Origin of the sequence: Vibrio hibernica, assembly GCF_015223435.1 — a bacterium.
Classification (GTDB): domain Bacteria; phylum Pseudomonadota; class Gammaproteobacteria; order Enterobacterales; family Vibrionaceae; genus Vibrio; species Vibrio hibernica.
Genome location: NZ_VHKO01000006.1, coordinates 97231 through 118173, shown reverse-complemented (window position 1 = coordinate 118173; position 20943 = coordinate 97231). Strand labels below are relative to the sequence as shown.

Annotated in this window: 18 protein-coding genes; 12 read left to right on the top strand and 6 right to left on the bottom strand. The window is 40.2% G+C overall.

Annotation, left to right across the window (positions count from 1 at the left end; genetic code table 11):
* Window positions 1-8 precede the first annotated feature (8 nt).
* Window positions 9-1970, bottom strand: a complete 1962-nt coding sequence (locus tag FH976_RS04700) for an LTA synthase family protein (protein WP_194089758.1) — start codon at window positions 1968-1970, stop codon at window positions 9-11.
* A gap of 553 nt (window positions 1971-2523) precedes the next feature.
* The gene (locus FH976_RS04695; protein ID WP_194089770.1) at window positions 2524-3006 is read right to left on the bottom strand and encodes a zinc ribbon-containing protein; all 483 of its coding nucleotides are present in this window, start codon (window positions 3004-3006) and stop codon (window positions 2524-2526) included.
* A 148-nt stretch (window positions 3007-3154) separates the two neighbouring features.
* Between FH976_RS04695 and leuS the strand changes: the two genes are divergently transcribed.
* The 12 genes from leuS (at window position 3155) to lipA (ending at window position 16287) form a co-directional block, all read left to right on the top strand.
* The gene (leuS, locus tag FH976_RS04690) at window positions 3155-5749 is read left to right on the top strand and encodes a leucine--tRNA ligase (RefSeq protein ID WP_194089757.1); all 2595 of its coding nucleotides are present in this window, start codon (window positions 3155-3157) and stop codon (window positions 5747-5749) included.
* 203 nt (window positions 5750-5952) lie between these two features.
* The gene (locus FH976_RS04685) at window positions 5953-6711 is read left to right on the top strand and encodes an LPS-assembly lipoprotein LptE (protein WP_194089756.1); all 759 of its coding nucleotides are present in this window, start codon (window positions 5953-5955) and stop codon (window positions 6709-6711) included.
* Between the two features lie 5 nt (window positions 6712-6716).
* The gene (gene holA, locus FH976_RS04680; protein ID WP_194089755.1) at window positions 6717-7739 is read left to right on the top strand and encodes a DNA polymerase III subunit delta; all 1023 of its coding nucleotides are present in this window, start codon (window positions 6717-6719) and stop codon (window positions 7737-7739) included.
* 119 nt (window positions 7740-7858) lie between these two features.
* Window positions 7859-8176, top strand: a complete 318-nt coding sequence (gene rsfS / locus FH976_RS04675; RefSeq protein ID WP_194089754.1) for a ribosome silencing factor — start codon at window positions 7859-7861, stop codon at window positions 8174-8176.
* 96 nt (window positions 8177-8272) lie between these two features.
* Window positions 8273-8743 (top strand): 23S rRNA (pseudouridine(1915)-N(3))-methyltransferase RlmH, encoded by a 471-nt coding sequence (gene rlmH / locus FH976_RS04670; protein ID WP_194089753.1) that lies wholly within the window; start codon window positions 8273-8275, stop codon window positions 8741-8743.
* A gap of 6 nt (window positions 8744-8749) precedes the next feature.
* Window positions 8750-10651 (top strand): penicillin-binding protein 2, encoded by a 1902-nt coding sequence (mrdA, locus tag FH976_RS04665; protein WP_194089752.1) that lies wholly within the window; start codon window positions 8750-8752, stop codon window positions 10649-10651.
* 1 nt (window position 10652) lies between these two features.
* Window positions 10653-11774 (top strand): rod shape-determining protein RodA, encoded by a 1122-nt coding sequence (rodA, locus tag FH976_RS04660; RefSeq protein ID WP_194089751.1) that lies wholly within the window; start codon window positions 10653-10655, stop codon window positions 11772-11774.
* 4 nt (window positions 11775-11778) lie between these two features.
* Entirely contained in the window at window positions 11779-12561 is a 783-nt protein-coding gene (locus FH976_RS04655) for a septal ring lytic transglycosylase RlpA family protein (protein WP_194089769.1), read from the top strand.
* Window positions 12562-12684: 123 nt separating this feature from the next.
* Window positions 12685-13869 (top strand): serine hydrolase, encoded by a 1185-nt coding sequence (locus FH976_RS04650; RefSeq protein ID WP_194089750.1) that lies wholly within the window; start codon window positions 12685-12687, stop codon window positions 13867-13869.
* 264 nt (window positions 13870-14133) lie between these two features.
* A complete protein-coding gene (gene ybeD, locus FH976_RS04645) occupies window positions 14134-14403 on the top strand; it encodes a DUF493 family protein YbeD (RefSeq protein ID WP_190330321.1) in 270 nt (89 codons plus the stop codon).
* 205 nt (window positions 14404-14608) lie between these two features.
* Entirely contained in the window at window positions 14609-15316 is a 708-nt protein-coding gene (gene lipB / locus FH976_RS04640) for a lipoyl(octanoyl) transferase LipB (protein WP_194089749.1), read from the top strand.
* Window positions 15317-15321: 5 nt separating this feature from the next.
* Complete coding sequence (gene lipA, locus FH976_RS04635; protein ID WP_194089748.1) at window positions 15322-16287, top strand: lipoyl synthase; 966 nt, start codon at window positions 15322-15324, stop codon at window positions 16285-16287.
* A gap of 281 nt (window positions 16288-16568) precedes the next feature.
* On the opposite strand, the gene FH976_RS04630 is transcribed toward lipA, so the two are convergent.
* The 4 genes from FH976_RS04630 to frsA form a co-directional block, all read right to left on the bottom strand.
* The gene (locus FH976_RS04630) at window positions 16569-17816 is read right to left on the bottom strand and encodes a glutamate-5-semialdehyde dehydrogenase (RefSeq protein WP_194089747.1); all 1248 of its coding nucleotides are present in this window, start codon (window positions 17814-17816) and stop codon (window positions 16569-16571) included.
* Between the two features lie 39 nt (window positions 17817-17855).
* The gene (gene proB / locus FH976_RS04625; RefSeq protein ID WP_194089746.1) at window positions 17856-18983 is read right to left on the bottom strand and encodes a glutamate 5-kinase; all 1128 of its coding nucleotides are present in this window, start codon (window positions 18981-18983) and stop codon (window positions 17856-17858) included.
* A gap of 179 nt (window positions 18984-19162) precedes the next feature.
* Window positions 19163-19552, bottom strand: coding sequence for a sigma factor-binding protein Crl (crl, locus tag FH976_RS04620; protein WP_194089745.1), 390 nt, complete (start codon window positions 19550-19552; stop codon window positions 19163-19165).
* Window positions 19553-19635: 83 nt separating this feature from the next.
* Window positions 19636-20880, bottom strand: a complete 1245-nt coding sequence (gene frsA / locus FH976_RS04615; RefSeq protein WP_194089744.1) for an esterase FrsA — start codon at window positions 20878-20880, stop codon at window positions 19636-19638.
* Window positions 20881-20943: the final 63 nt, after the last annotated feature.

Here is a 20943-nt window from a genome sequence, read left to right as displayed (position 1 = left end):
TGATTCAATTACATTGCCTGTTTCACTTTACCCCAATGATAGTAATCATTTTTATAGGCTAAACTTCCCCATAAGGCATTGGCATTTGCCATATCAATAATATCTTGAGGTAAGGTCATCGGATTCAAATCATGAGTTTGAGTATCATATTGATACGTTTCAACTGGCTTATTTGCTTGAAAGACTACCGCTTGATTATCATTGTTCATCCACGCAAAGGTGTTATGAAACTGCATCATGGCACGTAACTTAGAGGTTTCAATGTCTTGAGTTAAATCATGACCAATCATAGGGCCAAAATTATCAATCCCAGCGAGAGATAGTAATGTCGGCGGTAAATCGATTTGACTGGCAATACGATCATCTTGCTTTGCTTCAACTCCACCGCCAAAAATAATGGCTGGAATTTTAAAGTAATCCGCAGGAATCGATTGATCGCCACTCACACGAGAGTCATGGTCAGCGACAACAACAAAAATCGTATTATCCCAATAATCAGAGGCTTTCGCTTGCTTAATAAATTCACCAAACGCAAAATCTGAATATTTTACGGTGTTTTCACGTGTCGCGGCGGGTGAATTGTAAGGTTCGATTTTGCCTTCAGGATATTCAAATGGCGAGTGATTAGTCGTGGTAAATACAAAGCTAAAGAACGGTTTATCGCTTTTATTTAGTTCTGTAAATTGTTGATGCGCTTTTTCATATAAATCTTCATCACACACTCCCCATGAGCCAACAAACTGTGGCTTAATAAAGGTTGGGAGATCTTGAATATCGGTGAATCCATTGCCTAAACAGTAACCTTTCATATTATCAAAATGGCTTTCACCACCATAAATAAATTGAGTATGGTAGCCATTGTGATAAAGCGTTTGGGCAATGGTATAAAAATCTTGTTGGCCTTTTGGCAGCTTAACAACCGCATTAGCCGGTGTTGGGGAAAAGCCACTGGTTACCGCTTCAATGCCACGAATAGAACGAGTGCCAGTTGCATACAAACGGGTGAAATACCAACTTTCTTTAATTATCTCATCCAGATTCGGCGTTAGAGGTAAACCGCCAAGCCCACCAACAAAACGCGACCCCAAGCTTTCTTGCAATAAAATGACGATATTTTTCGGCTTTCCTTTATAACTAGCAGGACGGCGAACTAACGTAGGCAATTCTTGATGCGTGTATTGCGATTGCTCAACATGAGTCGATTTTTGAATTAAATCCATCACCTTGTCATGTTCCATTTTCGGGTAGTACTTTGATGAATCTTCTTCTGTTTTCATCAACTTAATCGCGTAAAGCACTGAATAAGTAGAGTTTAACGTAAAGTCATTCATTAAATTATCATTTGAAAAAGCAATCATCGAAGGATTAATACCACGATGACCAAAGCTAGAACGTGCACCCAACACACATAATGCGACTGCAACTAAGCCTAAAGGTAATCGCCAATACCAGGCTGGACTTGAGATATCTGAGACAATTACGCCACTGAACATCCACCCAAAATACAACGTTAATAATGTCACGACGAAACCTAGAAATAGCTCCAATTTATAGCCAGTCCAAAGCATACTCATCACTTCTTTTGGGTAAATCAAATACTCAACAAAAAATCGGTTCGGACGGACATCGTATTCTTCAATAAAAGTTGGTGTAGAGATTTCCATATACACCAACAACCATAGCCCTGCGACAAACCAAATACGCAAAATGATTAACCAAACACCGCTAATCGCTTCAAACCCGGTCAATAAACAGGTCAATAAGCTTGGTAATATTAGTAAATAGCAGAGTGTGACCACATCCATACGCAGTCCAGAGATCAAAATCGTCTTCAGACCATTCGACTTCTTAACGCGATCTCTTTTCCAAATACACAAAGCGATACGTGAGGTGGTTAAAATGATAAGGCCGACGATAAAAACGGCGATAATAGGAAATAGCACACCTAAAAGTTGCTTTGCAATATCCATTAAGGTTCTCGTTATTTAAAAAATGGGGCGCATAGATAACATCTATCGCTTTATACTGCCCATGAGCTTATGTTATTTTTCTGCAAAGCTGCGCATAAAAAATCATTACGCAATAAATACTGAAAAATAGGATATGAAACCTGCACATTTAAGCTCTTTCAATCATATTGACAAACGTTTTAGTACAGTGGCTAAAATAGCTGTCTTTGAGACAACACCACTAAAAATTAGTTCATCTTTTCAGTGCGCTTTTTCGAAATCAAATTAAATTCCGACTTGGTTCCATAGTTTTATAAATTTCAAAAAAATACCCACTGCTTTCGTTAAAAGCAGTGGGTATCGGAAAATATAAAAAATTTAGGCCATCAGATGAATCAATGACAAATATTAATCTCTATCAATTTTTTCTTTGTAACACGATATTTTATAGATACAAGATTAACAAACAGCACTGACATAACGTTAACAGCGCCCTTCAAGCCAAAATGAAACATAAACTCCACAAAAAACCTAAAGATCGATGATTGAGGCCAATTCAGTTAATATTTTCACATTACGGTTTCAAAGGCACTCGAGTAAAGGCGCCATTACCGCACTGGAAACAAGCTTTAACTTCACAGGGGTGAGTATATTCTTGTCGATGACCACATTTCTCACACACTAATGCTCCAAGACCAATAATATCGCCGACTTCATATAGACCTTTATGTTCAATGTCCTGGAACACTTCACGCCATTCCACTTGCGTTCTATCCGTAATTTCAAGTAACCCTCCCCAGATCGTTTCAGCGACTACCGTCATAAACGGATCATCATCTCTTCCTTCTTTACTCTTTTGATAGCTATCAGAGAATTCTTTTAAATCTGACTTCACATACTGCTTGATAAGTTCCAATTCATCTTTGGTCATATCTTTAACAGCATCAAGCATTCCTTTAGAGGTATCGACTGCTTTATCAGCTTCTGCTGGCGTTTTATTTACGTTATCGATCAAGTGGTCTAAAACCTGTTTGTAATCGTGTTTACGCTTTGGCATCGGAGACTCCTGTCTATTATTTTTCATTGCATCGCCATTTATTGCTCTGGCTATTGTTGAGCATCACCGCTTTAAGGTATTCTATGCTGATCAAGTATGACCTGATCTAACCGATCTCACAAATTTACGAAACCGGATACCCTCCCAGATGCAAAAACCAGTAGCTAAATTAAATGAGCAATACAACCCACAAGATATTGAGCAAAAAGTTCAACAATATTGGGATGATAATAAAATCTTCGAAGTCACCGAAGATGCCGATAAAGAGAAATTCTACTGCCTATCTATGTTCCCTTACCCAAGTGGACGTCTGCATATGGGCCACGTTCGTAATTACACCATCGGTGATGTAATTTCTCGTTTCCAACGTCTGCAAGGCAAGAATGTTATGCAACCAATTGGTTGGGATGCGTTTGGCCTTCCTGCGGAAAATGCGGCAGTAAAAAACAAAACAGCTCCAGCACCTTGGACTTACGAAAACATCGAATACATGAAAAACCAGCTTAAATTATTAGGTTTTGGTTATGACTGGACTCGTGAATTCGCCACTTGTACGCCGGAATACTATCGATGGGAACAAGAATTCTTCACTAAGCTGTATGAAAAAGGCCTAGTGTATAAAAAAACATCTTCTGTAAACTGGTGTCCGAATGACATGACAGTTTTAGCTAACGAACAAGTTGAAGATGGTTGTTGCTGGCGTTGTGATACTCCAGTTGAACAAAAAGAAATTCCACAGTGGTTCATTAAAATCACTGAGTACGCACAAGAATTACTGGATGATTTAGACAACCTTGATGGCTGGCCTGAAATGGTGAAAACCATGCAGCGCAACTGGATTGGCCGCTCTGAAGGCGTAGAGTTATCATTTAAAGTAATAAATCAAACCGATCTAGAAGTCTACACCACGCGTCCTGATACCCTCATGGGCGTAACCTACGTGGCTATCGCTGCGGGCCATCCTTTGGCAACTCAAGCATCTAAGAATAATCCCTCATTAGCGACATTCATTGACGAATGTAAAAACACTAAGGTCGCTGAAGCTGAACTGGCTACGATGGAAAAGAAAGGCATGGATACCGGCCTTAAAGCTACTCACCCATTAAATGGTCGTGAAGTACCAATCTTCGTTGCTAACTTTGTGTTAATGGATTACGGCACAGGCGCCGTGATGGCGGTTCCTGCTCACGATCAACGTGACTTTGAGTTTGCCACTAAATACGGTTTAGATATTGACGCGGTTATTTTAGATAGCGAAGGCAATCAGCCAGATGTTTCAGAAGTCGCTTATACTGAAAAAGGCGTACTATTTAACTCTGGCGAGTTTGATGGTCTTGAATTCCAAGCTGGATTTGATGCCGTTGCTGCAAAACTTGAAAGCGAAAATAAAGGCAAGAAAACCGTTAATTTCCGTCTGCGTGACTGGGGTGTTTCTCGTCAACGTTACTGGGGCGCACCAATTCCAATGGTGACAACCGATGATGGTGTTGTTCACCCTGTTCCTGCAGACCAACTTCCTGTTATTTTACCGGAGGATGTTGTAATGGATGGCGTAACAAGCCCAATTAAAGCTGACAAAGCATGGGCAGAAACGACCTTTAATGGTGAACATGCGCTACGTGAAACCGATACATTTGATACCTTTATGGAGTCATCTTGGTATTACGCGCGTTACTGCAGCCCACAAGCAGACGATGTTCTCGATCCTGAAAAAGCCAACTACTGGCTACCCGTTGATCAATATGTTGGTGGTATTGAGCATGCGTGTATGCACCTATTATACTCTCGCTTCTTCCACAAACTACTTCGTGATGCGGGCTATGTCACGTCAAATGAACCATTCAAACAATTACTTTGCCAAGGCATGGTACTAGCAGATGCTTTCTACCACACCAATGAAAAAGGTACCAAAGAATGGGTTGCACCAAACGATGTAATAGTTGAGCGTGATAGTAAAGGCCGCATAGAGAAAGCTGTAGATGATCAAGGTCGTAACGTTGAACACTCAGGCATGATCAAAATGTCTAAGTCGAAAAATAACGGTATTGATCCACAAGAAATGGTCGACAAATACGGCGCCGATACTGTTCGCTTATTTATGATGTTTGCCTCACCTGCTGATATGACATTGGAATGGCAAGAATCTGGCGTTGAAGGGGCTAATCGCTTCCTGAAACGTGTTTGGAAACTGGTCGGTGAACACACCTCTCAAGGTGAGACAGTTGTCGTTGATACCGCATCATTAAGTGGCGATCAAAAAGCCCTTCGTCGTGATGTACATAAAACGATTGTAAAAGTAACCGATGATATTGATCGTCGCCAAACATTTAATACCGCCATTGCCGCTATCATGGAATTAATGAACAAACTAGGTAAAGCGCCTCAAGCCAGTGAACAAGATCGCGCGATTTTAGATGAAGCATTAAAAGCCGTGGTTCGTATGCTGTACCCAATCACACCGCATATTTGTTTTGAAATGTGGGCTGCGTTAGGCGGCGAAAAAGTCGATACTTGTGATTGGCCAACGTTCGATGAAAAAGCCTTAGTGGAAGATGAAAAACTGATCATTGTTCAAGTCAATGGCAAATTACGAGCCAAGCTCACCGTATCAGCTGACGCAAGTAAAGAGGAAGTTGAAACATTAGGACTGGCCAACGAGCATGTCATTAAGTTCACTGATGGTTTAACGGTACGTAAAGTGATTTATGTTCCGGGTAAACTGCTGAATATTGTGGCTAATTAATTACTGAGGATGTATTTACAACCTATTAAATAGCCCAACTGAAGCGTAAGTAGTGGTATACCAACTTCTGCTTACGCTTATCTTATTCATTTTTCTTGCTTCTTAATTATATTTATACTCAAAATAATTGAAATTTCAGCTTCAAGTAGAGTGAATAAGATAAGTTTTTCAATCCTGCTCTATAGCCACAGAGGTATAACTTGGTGACTCGTTTGTTTTCTAATACACATTTCCGTATTTTCATGATTGCTGCTTTAGCCATGATGACCACTGCATGTGGTTTCCATTTCCGTGGCAACTATTTACTCCCAGATGAAGTGGATACTTTATCGGTTACCAGTTTTGATGACTATGCGATGATCACTCGTGAAGTCAAAAAACAATTAGCAAGAAATGGCGTCAACGTTGTTTCTCCGGGGGTTAATGTTCCAAATCTTCATATCATTAATGATAGTGATGGAGATCGAACCCTTTCGCTTTACCAGAATGCTCGCGCCGCAGAGTACGAGTTATTTTATAACACCAGCTATAAAGTCACTGTGCCAGGCTACAATACAAAAATGTATAGTATTCATATCACTCGTAGTTACCTTGATAACCCAATGGCGGCATTAGCAAAATCGGTCGAAAGAGATGTCATTTTAGAAGAAATGAAAGTTCAAGCGTCTCAGCAAATGCTACGCCAAATGGCAACTTTAAAAACCCAGCTCATTGCTGTAGGTAGCCCAGATCCTAGCCAACAGAAAGACTTTCCAACTGAAGTGAAAGATACCAATACCACCATAACTCAAGATCTTGATAATGGTGTTCAGCAAACCAGTACAACGAAAGAAGTAACCTCAGAAGGTACGCAGACAGGTTCAGCATCAGATGACTCAAATACTGGTCACTTGAAAACTGACAACGAAAAAACAAGTGATGCAAAAACCAATGATGAACTAACAAATAATCAAGACCAATAATCACGATGCGTATTTTTGCAGATAAACTGGCTGATCATTTAAAACATAAGCACCACAATGTTTATCTAGTTATGGGTAACGAACCGTTATTACTTCAAGAAAGTCGAGATTTAATCAATCGCGATGCAAAACAAAAAGGCTTTTTAGAAAAGCAGCGATTTAGCTTAGATAAACAAGTAGATTGGAATAATGTTTACGATTGCTGCCAAACTTTAAGCTTATTCTCAAACTTGAAAATCATCGAACTAGAAATCCCAGAAGCTGGGGTTAGTGCCTCGAACGCGAAAGAATTAGCCAACTTATCAACCATGCTAAACCCTGATATTTTGCTAATTATCATTGGTAACAAACTCACTCGAGCGCAAGAAAGTGCCAAGTGGTTTAAAGCGATGCACAATCAAGGCATTCTTATATCATGCAATGGCCCCGAATTACGCTATTTACCGCAATTTGTTCAACAACGATGCCAAAAATTAAAACTCACTCCCGATGCTGAAGCGACACAAATGCTCGCACAGTGGCATGAAGGTAATTTACTCGCTCTAGCTCAAAGTTTAGAAAAATTAGCATTACTCTATCCGGACGGTAAGCTTACGTTATTACGAGTAGAATCAGCGCTCGTCCGCCACAATCATTTCACCCCATTCCAGTGGACCGATGCACTACTTTCAGGCCAAGCAAAACGAGCTCAACGAATTTTACGACAACTTGAAGCTGAAGGTGAAGAAGCCATTATTTTATTAAGAACGATTCAGAAAGAACTGTTTTTATTATATGACATGCAGCAAAGCTTACTGGCACGGCAGTCCATTGCCCATATTTTTGACCAACATCGTATCTGGCAAAATAAACGCCCATTTTATTCTGCTGCATTACAACGTTTAAATATGCAGCATCTGCAAATGCTCATCCAGCAGTTAACCAAATTAGAGCTCGATGTAAAAACAACCTTTAGTCAAGATTATTGGCCTCAACTTGCGCAGCTCTCATTGATGTTTTGTCAGCCTACCAACACCTTTAAATTGTAGTCTTCGCAGGATGTATGCTTTTCACTACAATTATCCATGTTATTCTTAGCGACTTTTTATTATTATTGCCCCGCAGCTCACGTCAGCTTGCATTATTATTTTATAAATGAGGTTTCACTTTGCAAATAAACGAATTAAAAGACTTTTTAGCCGATAAAGCTGATGACATGAAAGCAGAAAACATTATCACTCTAGATGTCACTGAAAAATCAAGCGTGACCGATTTTATGGTTATCTGTACTGGTACCTCTAAGCGCCATGTTATTTCTATCGCTGAGAACGTTGCAAGTGAAGCCAAAAACGCGGGCCTTGATCTACTTGGTATGGATGGTGAAAGCGAAGGTGAATGGGTTGTGGTCGATATGGGTTCAGTTATGGTTCATGTCATGCAGCAACAACACCGTGAACTCTATCAGCTAGAGAAGTTGTGGAGCTAGCAACCCATCCAATGCTCATCCTTTAATCCTCTATCAATTTAAATCTTTATTTTTAAATTGATAGAGGGTAAGCAATAAGACCATGGAGTATTCCACATGAAGATCCAACTCATTGCAGTCGGAACCAAAATGCCCAAATGGGTTGAAGCTGGTTTTCATGAGTACCAACGCCGCTTCCCTAGTGATATGCCACTTTATCTCGTTGAAATACCGGCAGGGAAACGAGGTAAAAATGCAGATATTGTTAGGATTTTGCAAAAAGAAGGTGAAGCCATGCTGTCGGCTGTACCTAAAGGTAGTCGCATTATAACATTAGATATTCCGGGTAAACGTTGGGATACCATAGAACTTGCAACGCAATTAGATTCATGGAAACTCGATGGGCGTGATGTTTCGATATTGATTGGAGGTCCGGAAGGGTTATCTCCTGCATGTAAATCCGCAGCCGATCAAAGTTGGTCATTATCACCATTAACACTACCACACCCAATTGTGCGAGTGATTATGGCAGAAAGCTTATATCGCGCTTGGAGCGTCACAACTAATCACCCTTATCACCGAGAATAATCGATAATGAGACGCAGACGTAGCCAAATACGCGATTACACCGCAGAAGCTAAACTTTTTACTCGCCGCGCGATTGTGGCATTTATTAGTATTTTAGCTTTGGTCGGCGTTTTATTGGGTAATTTGTACTATATCCAAATCGAACAATATCAAGATTATAAAACTCGCTCTAACGATAACCGTATTAAAATTGTTCCGATCGCTCCTAACCGTGGCCTAATTTACGATCGTAATGGAAAATTACTCGCCTCTAACCGCCCTGTTTTTAACTTAGAAATCACGCCAGAGAAAGTCGTAGATATAGATCAAACTATCGCGGGTTTACGTAAAATAATTCCGATCAGCGATGAACAAGTTGAAACCTTTAAAAAAGAACGCCTACAAACACGGCGATTCAGATCTGTTCCTCTCTTAACTCAATTAAGTGAACAAGACGTCGCAAAAATTTCAGTACGCCAATATCAATTCCCTGGCGTCGAAGTCACGGCAGTATTGAAACGTTACTATCCTTATGGTTCAGCACTCACCCACGTTTTAGGTTATGTCTCCCGAATTAACGACCGAGATATCCGCCGTTTAACTGAAGAAGACAAAATATCTAATTATCAAGCCACTCATGATATTGGGAAAATAGGGATTGAACGTTTTTACGAAAATACTCTGCATGGCACTTCTGGTTATCAAGAAGTTGAAGTGAATAGTCGTGGGCGGGTCATTCGGACATTACAATATGTCCCCCCTATTCCGGGAAAAGATTTGGTTTTAAATCTTGATATTGATTTACAGCAATATGCCTTTAAGTTAATGGATAAACGTCGTGGCTCTATCATCATTCTCGACCCTAAAGACAATGGTGTATTGGCAATGATATCAAGTCCAAGCTATGACCCTAATGCCTTTGTCCATGGTATTAGCAGCAAAGCCTACAACAAGTTACTCAATAATCCCGATCGGCCACTAGTCAATCGGGCCACATTAGGCATTTATCCACCCGCGTCAACGGTTAAGCCTCTTATCGCTGTCGCCGCCTTGACTGAGGGTGTGATCACACCTGAAACGACACGTAATGATCCGGGCATTTGGTATATCCCTAATGCTCGTAGCCATAAAGGTTATCGAGATTGGAGCCGCTGGGGACACGGCGTCGTTGATGTCAAAAAGGCGCTTGAAGAGTCGGTTGATACTTTCTTTTACCAAGTGGCCTTTGATCTTGGGATTGATCGTCTATCGAAATGGATGAATAAATTTGGCTATGGTGAGCTAACTGGTATCGATTTGCATGAAGAAAGCAGTGCCAACATGCCGACTCGCGAATGGAAACGTGCTCGTCATCGTACGCAATGGTATCAAGGAGACACTATCCCCGTCGGTATTGGCCAAGGTTACTGGACAGCTACCCCTATGCAAATCGCAAAAGCTCTGTCTGTATTAGTGTCGCACGGTAAGGTTCGTGCGCCTCATTTATTACGTGCCACGATAGATAAAACAGCACCTTCGGCCAAGCCTGTACTCAGTCCAATTAAAACTTATCCATCAATTACAGGGGTAAAAGAATCTTACTGGAACCTTGCCGAAGAAGGTATGCATTTAGTAGCAACCGGTAGTCGAGGAACAGCAAGACGTTCTTTTTACGGGGCACAATATGAAGCGGCGGTTAAATCGGGTACCGCTCAGGTGTATGGGTTGAAAGAAGGCGAAAAATATAATGCCGATGAAATTGTCGAACGTCTTAGAGATCATGCATTATTAATGGGATTTGCCCCACTTGATGATCCTAAAGTAATCGTCTCAATGGTGCTTGAGAATGCAGGTGGCGGCTCTAGTGTCGGTGGTCCAATCGCTCGCCAAATATTCGATCATGTCATTTTAAATAACGATGAAACCGATTCCTCACAGGATAACAAATAATATGAGTATGGATTTATCCAACGGCAAAAACCGTGCATTCTTTGAAAGGCTACATATCGACCTACCATTATTACTTGGTATTTTATTGTTGATGGGGATCGGTCTTGTCATCATGTACAGTGCTAGCGGCCAGAATCTAGAAATGATGGATCGCCAAGCTATGCGTATGTTGATCTCACTGGGCGTGATGATATTTCTGGCTCAACTTACCCCTAGAACATTTGAATCATTAGCACCAGTATTATATGCACTAGGTGTTCTTCTTCTACTGGGTGTGCTCTTCTTTGGTGAGACTTCAAAAGGTGCTCAACGTTGGTTAGATTTAGGCTTTGTTCGCTTCCAACCGTCAGAGTTACTTAAGCTTGCAGTTCCGTTAATGGTGGCTCGCTATATTGGCAAACAATCTTTGCCGCCTACTTTTAAAGCTTTAGTTGTCTCTTTGGTTTTAGTCTGCCTACCCACTATTCTTATTGCAAGGCAACCAGACTTAGGCACATCAATTCTTATTGCAGCCTCTGGTATTTTCGTTATTTTCCTTGCAGGAATAAGCTGGCGAATTATTACTGCAGCCGCTTTAACCATTGGTGGATTTATCCCTATCCTCTGGTTCTTCTTGATGCATGAATATCAAAAAGTACGAGTTCGAACTTTATTTAATCCAGAATCAGATCCGCTGGGCGCAGGCTATCACATCATACAAAGTAAAATAGCTATTGGTTCTGGCGGTTTGACAGGTAAAGGTTGGTTACATGGCACTCAATCACAATTAGAGTTCGTCCCTGAACGTCATACCGATTTTATTTTCTCTGTTATTTCCGAAGAATGGGGAATGATTGGGGTTTGCTTCCTACTTAGCGTTTACCTATTTATTATCGTACGCGGATTATATCTTGCCACACAGGCTCAAACAGCCTTTGGTAAAATGATGAGTGGAAGTGTTGTATTAAGCTTTTTTGTTTATGTCTTTGTCAATATTGGTATGGTGAGTGGCATTCTTCCAGTGGTCGGTGTACCGTTACCGCTGATCAGTTATGGTGGTACCTCAATGGTTACCCTATTAGCGGGTTTTGGTATTCTGATGTCTATTCACACACACCGTAAAATGCTTTCTAAGGCGAACTAAATTGATTAAACGCATTTCAACCTATTTACTTTTCACCTTACTATTGGTTTTAGTCGGGTGTTCATCTTCTACCAATAGATACTCACTTAATGATGACGTAGCGCCTGAAAAGCCATTATCGGTTGCACATGTTGAAGATGCTCACCCAAGATATGAACCTTTCAGCCGCAGCGGAAATCGTGATTACACCTTACGTGGAAAAGATTATAAAATCGTTAAAGAGACTAAAGACTTTACTCAAACTGGTTATGCATCATGGTATGGGAAGAAATTTCATGGCCACTTAACTTCTAATGGTGAAGTATATGATATGTATTCTATGTCCGCGGCACATAAAACATTGCCAATACCTAGTTATGTCAAAGTTACTAATACCGCGAATGGTAAAACCGTTATTGTAAGAGTGAATGATCGTGGCCCTTTCCATGATGGGAGAATTATTGATTTAAGCTATGCAGCTGCCTATAAATTAGGAGTTTACCAAGCAGGTACAGCGCCCGTTAAAGTTGAATACATTACCACAGCAAAAACGAAAGTAGACCAAGCCTACTCCAAGGAAGAATACCTAATTCAAGTCGCCGCGATCTCGGATAAAAATAAAGCGGAAACTTTAGCGAAACAATTAGGTCAAAGCTATTCGATTAACTACAGCGTACAAACAACAAACAAAATAAACCGCATTATGCTTGGACCATGGAAAGACCAAAATTCAGCTAATGTCGTATTGATTAAATTACAAAGCTCAGGCTATAGAACGGCTTTTATGAAACACCAGACTCGGAAATAAACGGTAAAACATATACCTTTAATTTTCATTTTCGGAAAACACAATCCATATCTGATTTACAAAAGTGAATCTGGTAAGATGCGGATAGTTTACGTTCACCTACAACCTTGATGTATATATCTCATGAAAAATACTGTTAAATATTTAAAGTCTTTGCTAATTCCGTCATTAGCATTATCAGCATCGTTAGCTTCACTGAATGCCTCTGCTGATCCAATCGTTGTACCTAATGCACCAGATATCGCTGCAGAAAGCTACATCTTAATGGATTATCATTCAGGTAAAATCCTTGCTGAAAAAAACATGGATGACCGACGCCACCCGGCTAGTTTAACAAAAATGTTAACCAGTTATGTTATCGGCCAAGAAATCAAATCTGGCAGCATTTCGCGTGAAGATGAAGTTGTGATCAGCCAAGCAGCTTGGGCTAAAAACTTCCCTGACTCATCAAAAATGTTTATTGAGGTGGGTAAAACCGTCACAGTTGATTTATTAAACCAAGGAATCATCGTTGATTCTGGTAATGATGCTTGTGTTGCTATGGCTGAACATATCGCTGGATCACAAGATTCCTTCGTTGATTTAATGAATCAATGGGCTCAGAAACTTGGTATGAAAAACTCACATTTTGTGAATGTTCATGGTTTAGATAACGATGACCATTATTCGACCGCTCACGATTTGGCTATTTTAGGTGCCGCGTTAATTCGCGATGTTCCTGAAGAATATAAAATCTACGCTCAGCAATCCTTTACTTACAACGGTATAACCCAATACAACCGTAATGGTCTACTTTGGGATAAAAGCATGCATGTAGATGGTATTAAAACCGGACACACAAGCGGAGCTGGTTACAACTTAGTCACCTCAGCAACTGAAGGTGATATGCGTCTTGTTTCTGTTGTGATGGGAACAAAAAGTGAAAATGCCCGTAAAGCGGAAAGTAAAAAATTATTGAACTTTGGCTTCCGTTTCTTTGAAACTGTTTCTCCTCATAAATCAGGTGAAGAGTTTGTAAAAGAAAAAATCTGGATGGGTGATAAGAGTGAGATTTCTTTAGGTGTCAACGAAGATACTTACGTTACCCTGCCGCGTGGACAAGCTAAAAATCTAGCGGCAAGTTTTGTTTTGGATAAAGAATTAAAAGCTCCCATCAAAAAAGGCCAAGTTGTAGGTAAGCTTTTTTATCAATTGAATGACAGCGATGTCGCTCAATACCCATTAGTTGCTCAGGAAGATGTTAATGAAGGTGGTATTTTCAGCCGCTTAATTGATTACCTTGTCTTACTGTTCAAAAGCTGGTTTTAATTAATCCAGCCCTAATAAAGCAATAAAACAAAAAGTCACTTCGGTGGCTTTTTTTGCCCCCTAGATAAAAATATTTCCCCTCTTATTTTATCTATAAAATATCAAATAAGTTTTTATTCTATATAACAAAATTTTAATAATTATGTGTACTTTTTAATAGTTTAATCACCAAAACCAGCCTTACACCCCACTATCTAGGTTGAGATTTCAGCTTAATAGCTTTATTATTCGACCTTTCATGCTCAATGTTTCTTTGGAGCCACTATGCAAGAGCAAGCAAAACTAAAAGATTTACTCGAGTTTCCATGTAAGTTCTCCTATAAAGTGATGGGCTATGCGAAACCAGAATTACCTGATCTTATTCTTGCTGTTATTCAAAAGCATGCTCCAGGTGATTATGTTCCAAGTGTAAAGCCGAGCGCTAAAGGAACTTATAATGCCGTTTCTGTCACCATCACCGCAACATCAATTGAACAAGTCGAGATTCTTTACAAAGAACTAGGCGAAATCGATATTGTCCGAATGGTTCTTTAAGGTGTCACAAACCAGATTGAGTGATACCTGTATCAATTAAACTATACCCCTAACGCTTACCCGTAGTGAGTCTAGCTAAAGGGGTTTATACTGTGTTTCTAACATCATTAGTCAGTAAAATTATTAGATTCCGGCTCTATTCAATCAATTTAATTTGAAGAAAATCAGCTTAATACTATTAAGTCGGATTAAGGATAAACGATTTATGTGCAACGAATCGGATTCACCCCTCACTCTAAATCCGTGTAATTCTTTACTTGAAAAAAAATTGACCATCCGCCGATTAGGTAAGCAAGACTATGCTCCTGTTTGGCAAGATATGCATCAATTTACCGATCAGCGTAATGATTTAACCCCTGATGAAGTTTGGTTAGTCGAGCACAATCCAGTATTTACCCAGGGTCAAGCTGGTAAGCAAGAACACCTACTCAATACTGGTGATATCCCTGTGGTACAAAGTGACCGTGGTGGCCAAGTGACATACCATGGTCCAGGTCAGATAGTCGCTTATTTCTTAATAAATTTACGCCGTAAAAAACTTGGTGTCCGTGAACTTGTTACTCATATTGAAAATATCATCATTGAAACTCTCGCTACTTTTGATATTGATTCAACTGCCCGCGCTGATGCTCCTGGCGTATATGTAGGAGCAAAGAAAATATGCTCTCTAGGGTTACGTATTCGAAAAGGATGTTCATTTCACGGCCTTGCCCTCAATGTTAATATGGATCTTACCCCCTTCCTTCGCATTAACCCATGCGGATATGCTGGTATGGAAATGGTACAAGTAAAAGATGTGAATGGACCAAATAACATCAATGAAGTTGAAATTGTTTTAATGAAAAAAATCACAGAGCTACTTGGTTACGACCAAGTTGAATACACCACCGAAAGCAAAAGCTTTGATAAGTAGGTAGCATGAGCAAACCAATTCAAATGGAACAAGGCGTTAAATATCGTGACGCTGATAAAATGGCACTCATCCCAACCAAAACAGTAACGGTAGAAAAAACCGACGTTTTGCGTAAACCTGAATGGATGAAGATAAAACTGCCAGCCGATAGCACTCGTATTCAAGAAATTAAAGCTGCAATGCGTAAAAATGATCTTCATTCTGTTTGTGAAGAAGCATCGTGCCCTAACTTAGCGGAATGCTTTAACCATGGCACCGCTACCTTTATGATTTTAGGCGCAATTTGTACACGTCGCTGTCCTTTCTGTGATGTTGCCCATGGTCGTCCAAACGCACCAGAAGCCAATGAGCCTCAAAAGCTAGCGCAAACCATTAAAGATATGAAGCTAAAGTATGTAGTAATCACTTCTGTTGATCGTGATGATCTACGTGATGGTGGTGCAAAGCACTTTGCTGATTGTAATAAAGCCATTCGTGAACATAGTCCACATATCAAAATTGAAACCTTAGTGCCTGACTTTCGTGGGCGTATGGATGTGGCATTAGATTTAATGAAAGATAATCCGCCGGATGTATTCAATCACAACCTTGAAACTGCACCGCGTTTGTATCGCCGCGCACGACCTGGTGCAAATTACAAATGGTCATTACAATTACTTCAAAAATTCAAACAGCAACACCCAAACATTCCAACTAAGTCTGGCTTAATGATGGGGCTGGGTGAGACTAAAGAAGAGATTGTTGAAGTTTTAAAAGATCTACGAGCTCATGGCGTGACGATGCTGACTCTTGGGCAATATCTAGCCCCTAGTCGTCATCATTTACCAGTTGAACGCTATGTTCCACCATCTGAATTTGATGAATTGAAAGATATCGCTCTTGAACTTGGATTCACTCACGCAGCATGTGGACCGTTTGTACGTTCGAGTTATCATGCAGATATGCAAGCGCAAGGCATTGAAATTAAATAACTATCAATAACTTAAACGCTAAAAGGCGAATGATTCATAATGAAGCATTCGCCTTTTTTAATTTTTTGAATTTAATTTTGAACTTATCCGTAAAAGGTCAGTCATATAATATGTAGCAAGCAAGATTCTGATTTTTGGTTACGGCCGTCAAGTTAACCAAAATATATCCTACTTCTGCTTTTTCATATTAATTCCTAAAATTGTTTTATGCCCAAATCACTTTGATCTGGGCTTTTTTTTGCTTATGGCTAATTAACTAACATCCATCGTATATAAACAATCTACTTACGAACTAAGTAATCTGCCTTTCCAACCCACTTATAACTTGTTAGCTCTTCTAAGCCCATAGGACCACGCGCATGCAACTTTTGAGTAGAGACTGCAACCTCTGCACCCAAACCAAACTGTGCACCGTCGGTGAAGCGTGTAGAGGCATTAACGTATACAGCAGCAGAACCTGCAGAGTTTATGAATAGTTCAGCATTGCGTAGTGACTCAGTCATAATAGCATCTGAATGGCTGGCATTATGAACTTGCATATGATCAATGGCTTCATCGATAGTTTTCACCACTTTAATACCTAATGTATAACCTAACCACTCGGTATCAAAATCGCCTTCTGTCGCATCACGCTGATTATCTGCATTGATAAAAGATTTAGCACTTTTATCTAACACAAATGTGACTTGCTGATTAATTTTAGCGACTAACATTGGAAGAAATTCTTTCGCCACTTTTTCGTGTACTAATAGAGTATCCAGAGAATTACACGCCGATGGTCGTTGTACTTTAGCATTTTCAACTACCGCAACCGATTTGACTAAATCTGCACTTTCATCCACAAAAATATGACTTATACCAAAACCACCAATGATAACTGGAATAGTGCTGTTTTCTTTACACATTTTATGCAGACCAGCACCACCGCGTGGAATGATCATATCAACATAATCATCAAGCTTAAGCAGTTGAGAAACTAACTCACGGTCTGGTTTTTCAATATATTGTACAGAAGACGTCGGTAACCCCGCTTTTTCTAATGCGATTTGAATAACCTTGACCAATTCCATGTTAGAAAAAAATGTCTCTTTTCCGCCACGTAAAATACTCGCATTGCCCGTTTTAAGGCATAAAGCAGCAATATCAATGGTTACATTAGGACGAGCTTCATAAATAACGCCCACTACACCAAGTGGTACTCGGCGACGCGCTAAAGACATGCCATTTTCAAGTATTTTACTATCAATTTCTGAACCAACAGGATCATTCAAATGAATAACATTTCTCACATCGGCGGCAATATCAGACAATCGTTGTTGATTAAGCAATAAACGATCAAGCAATGCGTCTGTTAAGCCAGCAGCCCGCCCTAACTCGATATCTTTAATATTCGCAGCTAAAATTGCAGCGGCGTTCGCTTCTAGTTCATCAGCAATAATAGCCAATGCTTTATTTTTTTGAGCGGTCGGCGCAGTTGCCAATTGAAATGAAGCTTTTTTGGCCGCTTGGCCCATTTTAATTAAGTCCACAATCTGCCCTTAATAACATTAATATAAGTGAATGAGCGTTTACTCTTGGATCACAACAAGATCATCCCGATGGATGATCGTCGAGCCATATTCATAACCAAGAATGGCTTCTATATCTTTACTATGTTTTCCAATAACTTGTTCTAGTTCGCTGTTCGAATAACTCACAATCCCCTTTGCAAGTAATTGCCCGGACTGATCACGTAAGCGGACCACGTCACCACGAGAGAAGCTTCCCTGAACCATGACAATACCTTTGGCTAATAAACTACTTCCTCGCTCAACCACCGCTTTAGAAGCACCATCATCAATGATTAGATCCCCCACCGAAGCCGGCCCCGCTAAAATCCAACGCTTACGATTTTCTAATGACTCTGCTAATGGAAGAAAACGAGTTCCTTGAGGGTGCTCGCCTACTGCATCCAAAATCACATTAGGACTACTTCCTGCTGCAATAACCACTTCGATACCAGAACGGCGCGCAATGTCTGCCGCTTGCAATTTTGTGGCCATACCGCCGGTTCCTAGTGTAGTGCCGCTCCCACCTGCGATTCGTCTCAACGTTTCATCAATAGTTTTGACTTCACGGATCAACTCTGCCTTTGGGTCTTTGCGTGGGTCAGCCGTAAATAAACCAGATTGATCGGTGAGTAATAACAATTTATCAGCGCCACATAAAATACCGACCAATGCGGATAGATTATCATTGTCTCCGACTTTAATTTCTGAAGTGGCGACTGCATCATTTTCATTCACGATTGGAATAATATTGTAGTCAATTAGCGCATTGATAGTATCGCGTGCATTTAAAAATCGCTCCCTGTCTTTCAGATCAGCCCGAGTCAGTAGCATTTGACCTATTTTAATACCATACAAGGCGAATAATGATTCCCATACCTGAATCAATCGACTTTGCCCAACGGCGGCTAATAGCTGTTTACTTGCCATTGAATTCGGCAATGCAGGATACCCTAAATGCTCACGCCCAGCGGCAATCGCGCCAGAAGAAACCACCACAATTTTATGACCTTTCTCTTTTAAATCTGCGCATTGACGGACCAAATCCACCATTCGAGCTTTATTAATTTCTGATGTCCCACCAGTCAGCACACTTGTACCAAGTTTAATGACGACCGTATAAGATTCGTGATGTATTTGAGTTGACATGTGTTTCCTGTCAAAGAGACGTTTAAGTAATGGAATTATTACCTTTGTTTTATCAATACGGAGCGAATTAAACAAGCAGAAAAGGCGCAACAATGCGCCTTTAATTGAGAATATTTTTTAATTATGAATAAAAATCTATTTATCTGGATAAATTTACTATTCAACCTTTCATCATATTATTACGCCATATCGACCGAATCTTGATGCAAACTAAGTGTAAATGAATACTGACCGGATAAAGCATTGGTTAACTTTTGATGAAAAGCTTCCAATGTTCTTTCTACTTCTGATTGAGCTTTCAATGGGATAGCAACTTCTATCCATTGACCTTTTTCATCGTATTGACCATAAGAATAATTAGCAACAAAGTTCTGTTCGCTCTTTTCAAGTTTCAGCCACCATCCCCAAAATTCACGCAATTCTGGAGATTTCGTCTCATCCGTACAGACGGACAGACAATCAAACAAGTATATACCTGGTTGACACTCTGCCTCTCTCAAATAAGGTCCAATAGCCTTTAAGGCGGTCAATAAACGAAAATGTGTCGGTTCAGCAGCAATATTGGTCATAGAATTCCCCATGTTATTATATAAATGCAATCATTTGTTGCATAAATGTTATTTGACCATGGTTAACCATTTACCAGCTTTTGTCACTCTTTAAGAGCATCATTTAACCAATCAACTGCAATTTTGAGCGCTTGCTCATACCCTTGATGAATTGATTTACTCGTCAATTGCATCGCTTTCCCTCCCTGACTAAATCGAGCCACACTTTGATTATCTTCCTTACAGCCAACAGGATCGCCTTCTAAGCCTAATGCTAAGATAGGAACGGGGGTTTTCCGGCTGGCTAATAGACCTTGCGACTTTAACGACCAAGCACTCATTTGCTTAGCCAAGCTCGCAATATCCACTGACTTACGGCCTAAACGAGATGCAATGGCATCAATATGCATTTTTGGCATGTTTGTAAATTTATCAGGGGTCGACAACAAGCCATGAATGGGCGCTCCTAATGTGACACAAGCATGTACTTTTTCTGGCTCTAAAAATGCCATGCGAGTCATTAAATTGCCGCCAAATCGCAATCCGATCAAACCGACCTTAAAATGATCAACCCATGGGATATTACGTAAATCATTAAGTACAGCATGATGTAAACGGCAGGAGTCCTCAGTAAGTTTCCAATAGGTATTCGTTCCAATACCAGGCATATCGATAGTTAACATAGCGATTTCATGTTGAGCGAGATAGTCATTAAAAATACGCCACATATCGGTTTGTAATGTGTCAACTCCCGCACAAACTATCACCACAGGCAACGGTCTTTCCGTATGTGGAAGATGTAAATTTGCATCAATGGTTTTATTATCAAACGGGATTTTGAGTTTTTTAATAATATACGGGCTGTGCTCCATCACTTGAGAATACGCTTTATTGACTAGAATTTGAGCTTGGAGAGATAGCGTATCGGAATTCAAATGTGGGTAGCTTGCAATACTAAAACATAAGCTTGCGATATACCATTCATTAGAAGCCGCCTCACCTTTGAGAGAGGTCGCTTTATTTTGATGCAACATGCCTTGTTGCGTCCATTCATATGACCAGTTACCCGGGCGATAACCAGCAATAGTATCAAGCCATATTGGATGCTGACATTGATTAGAAGAGCTAGCAATTCTAGCTAATACTGATTCAGTTTCAATGGGATCTAACCCCTGCCAACTCCACTCCACACGTCGTAATGTTCGATACCACGCACTTTTTGTTCGCTCTTGGGTTAAGTCCAACTGGATTTGACTATCTTTTAAATACTGAACCAAGCTCGAGGTTTCGCTCGCATGCTGATGTTTTTTAAATAGCGATTCGGATATATTCTTGCTTTGCGCTTCCAAGTTGTATTCCTTAAAAGTCAACAGACTTCAATCTGACAGGGTTAAAGCATTTTAACTGATATT

What these genes read in the sequence shown, in the direction of transcription:
- FH976_RS04700 (WP_194089758.1), bottom strand. Translation starts at nt 1,970, where the DNA reads ATGGATATTGCAAAGCAACTTTTAGGTGTGCTATTTCCTATTATCGCC.
- ybeD (WP_190330321.1), top strand. Translation starts at nt 14,134, where the DNA reads ATGCAAGAGCAAGCAAAACTAAAAGATTTACTCGAGTTTCCATGTAAG.
- lipB (WP_194089749.1), top strand. Translation starts at nt 14,609, where the DNA reads ATGTGCAACGAATCGGATTCACCCCTCACTCTAAATCCGTGTAATTCT.
- lipA (WP_194089748.1), top strand. Translation starts at nt 15,322, where the DNA reads ATGAGCAAACCAATTCAAATGGAACAAGGCGTTAAATATCGTGACGCT.
- FH976_RS04650 (WP_194089750.1), top strand. Translation starts at nt 12,685, where the DNA reads ATGAAAAATACTGTTAAATATTTAAAGTCTTTGCTAATTCCGTCATTA.
- rlmH (WP_194089753.1), top strand. Translation starts at nt 8,273, where the DNA reads ATGAAGATCCAACTCATTGCAGTCGGAACCAAAATGCCCAAATGGGTT.
- rodA (WP_194089751.1), top strand. Translation starts at nt 10,653, where the DNA reads ATGAGTATGGATTTATCCAACGGCAAAAACCGTGCATTCTTTGAAAGG.
- leuS (WP_194089757.1), top strand. Translation starts at nt 3,155, where the DNA reads ATGCAAAAACCAGTAGCTAAATTAAATGAGCAATACAACCCACAAGAT.
- holA (WP_194089755.1), top strand. Translation starts at nt 6,717, where the DNA reads ATGCGTATTTTTGCAGATAAACTGGCTGATCATTTAAAACATAAGCAC.
- mrdA (WP_194089752.1), top strand. Translation starts at nt 8,750, where the DNA reads ATGAGACGCAGACGTAGCCAAATACGCGATTACACCGCAGAAGCTAAA.
- FH976_RS04695 (WP_194089770.1), bottom strand. Translation starts at nt 3,006, where the DNA reads ATGCCAAAGCGTAAACACGATTACAAACAGGTTTTAGACCACTTGATC.
- crl (WP_194089745.1), bottom strand. Translation starts at nt 19,552, where the DNA reads ATGACCAATATTGCTGCTGAACCGACACATTTTCGTTTATTGACCGCC.
- proB (WP_194089746.1), bottom strand. Translation starts at nt 18,983, where the DNA reads ATGTCAACTCAAATACATCACGAATCTTATACGGTCGTCATTAAACTT.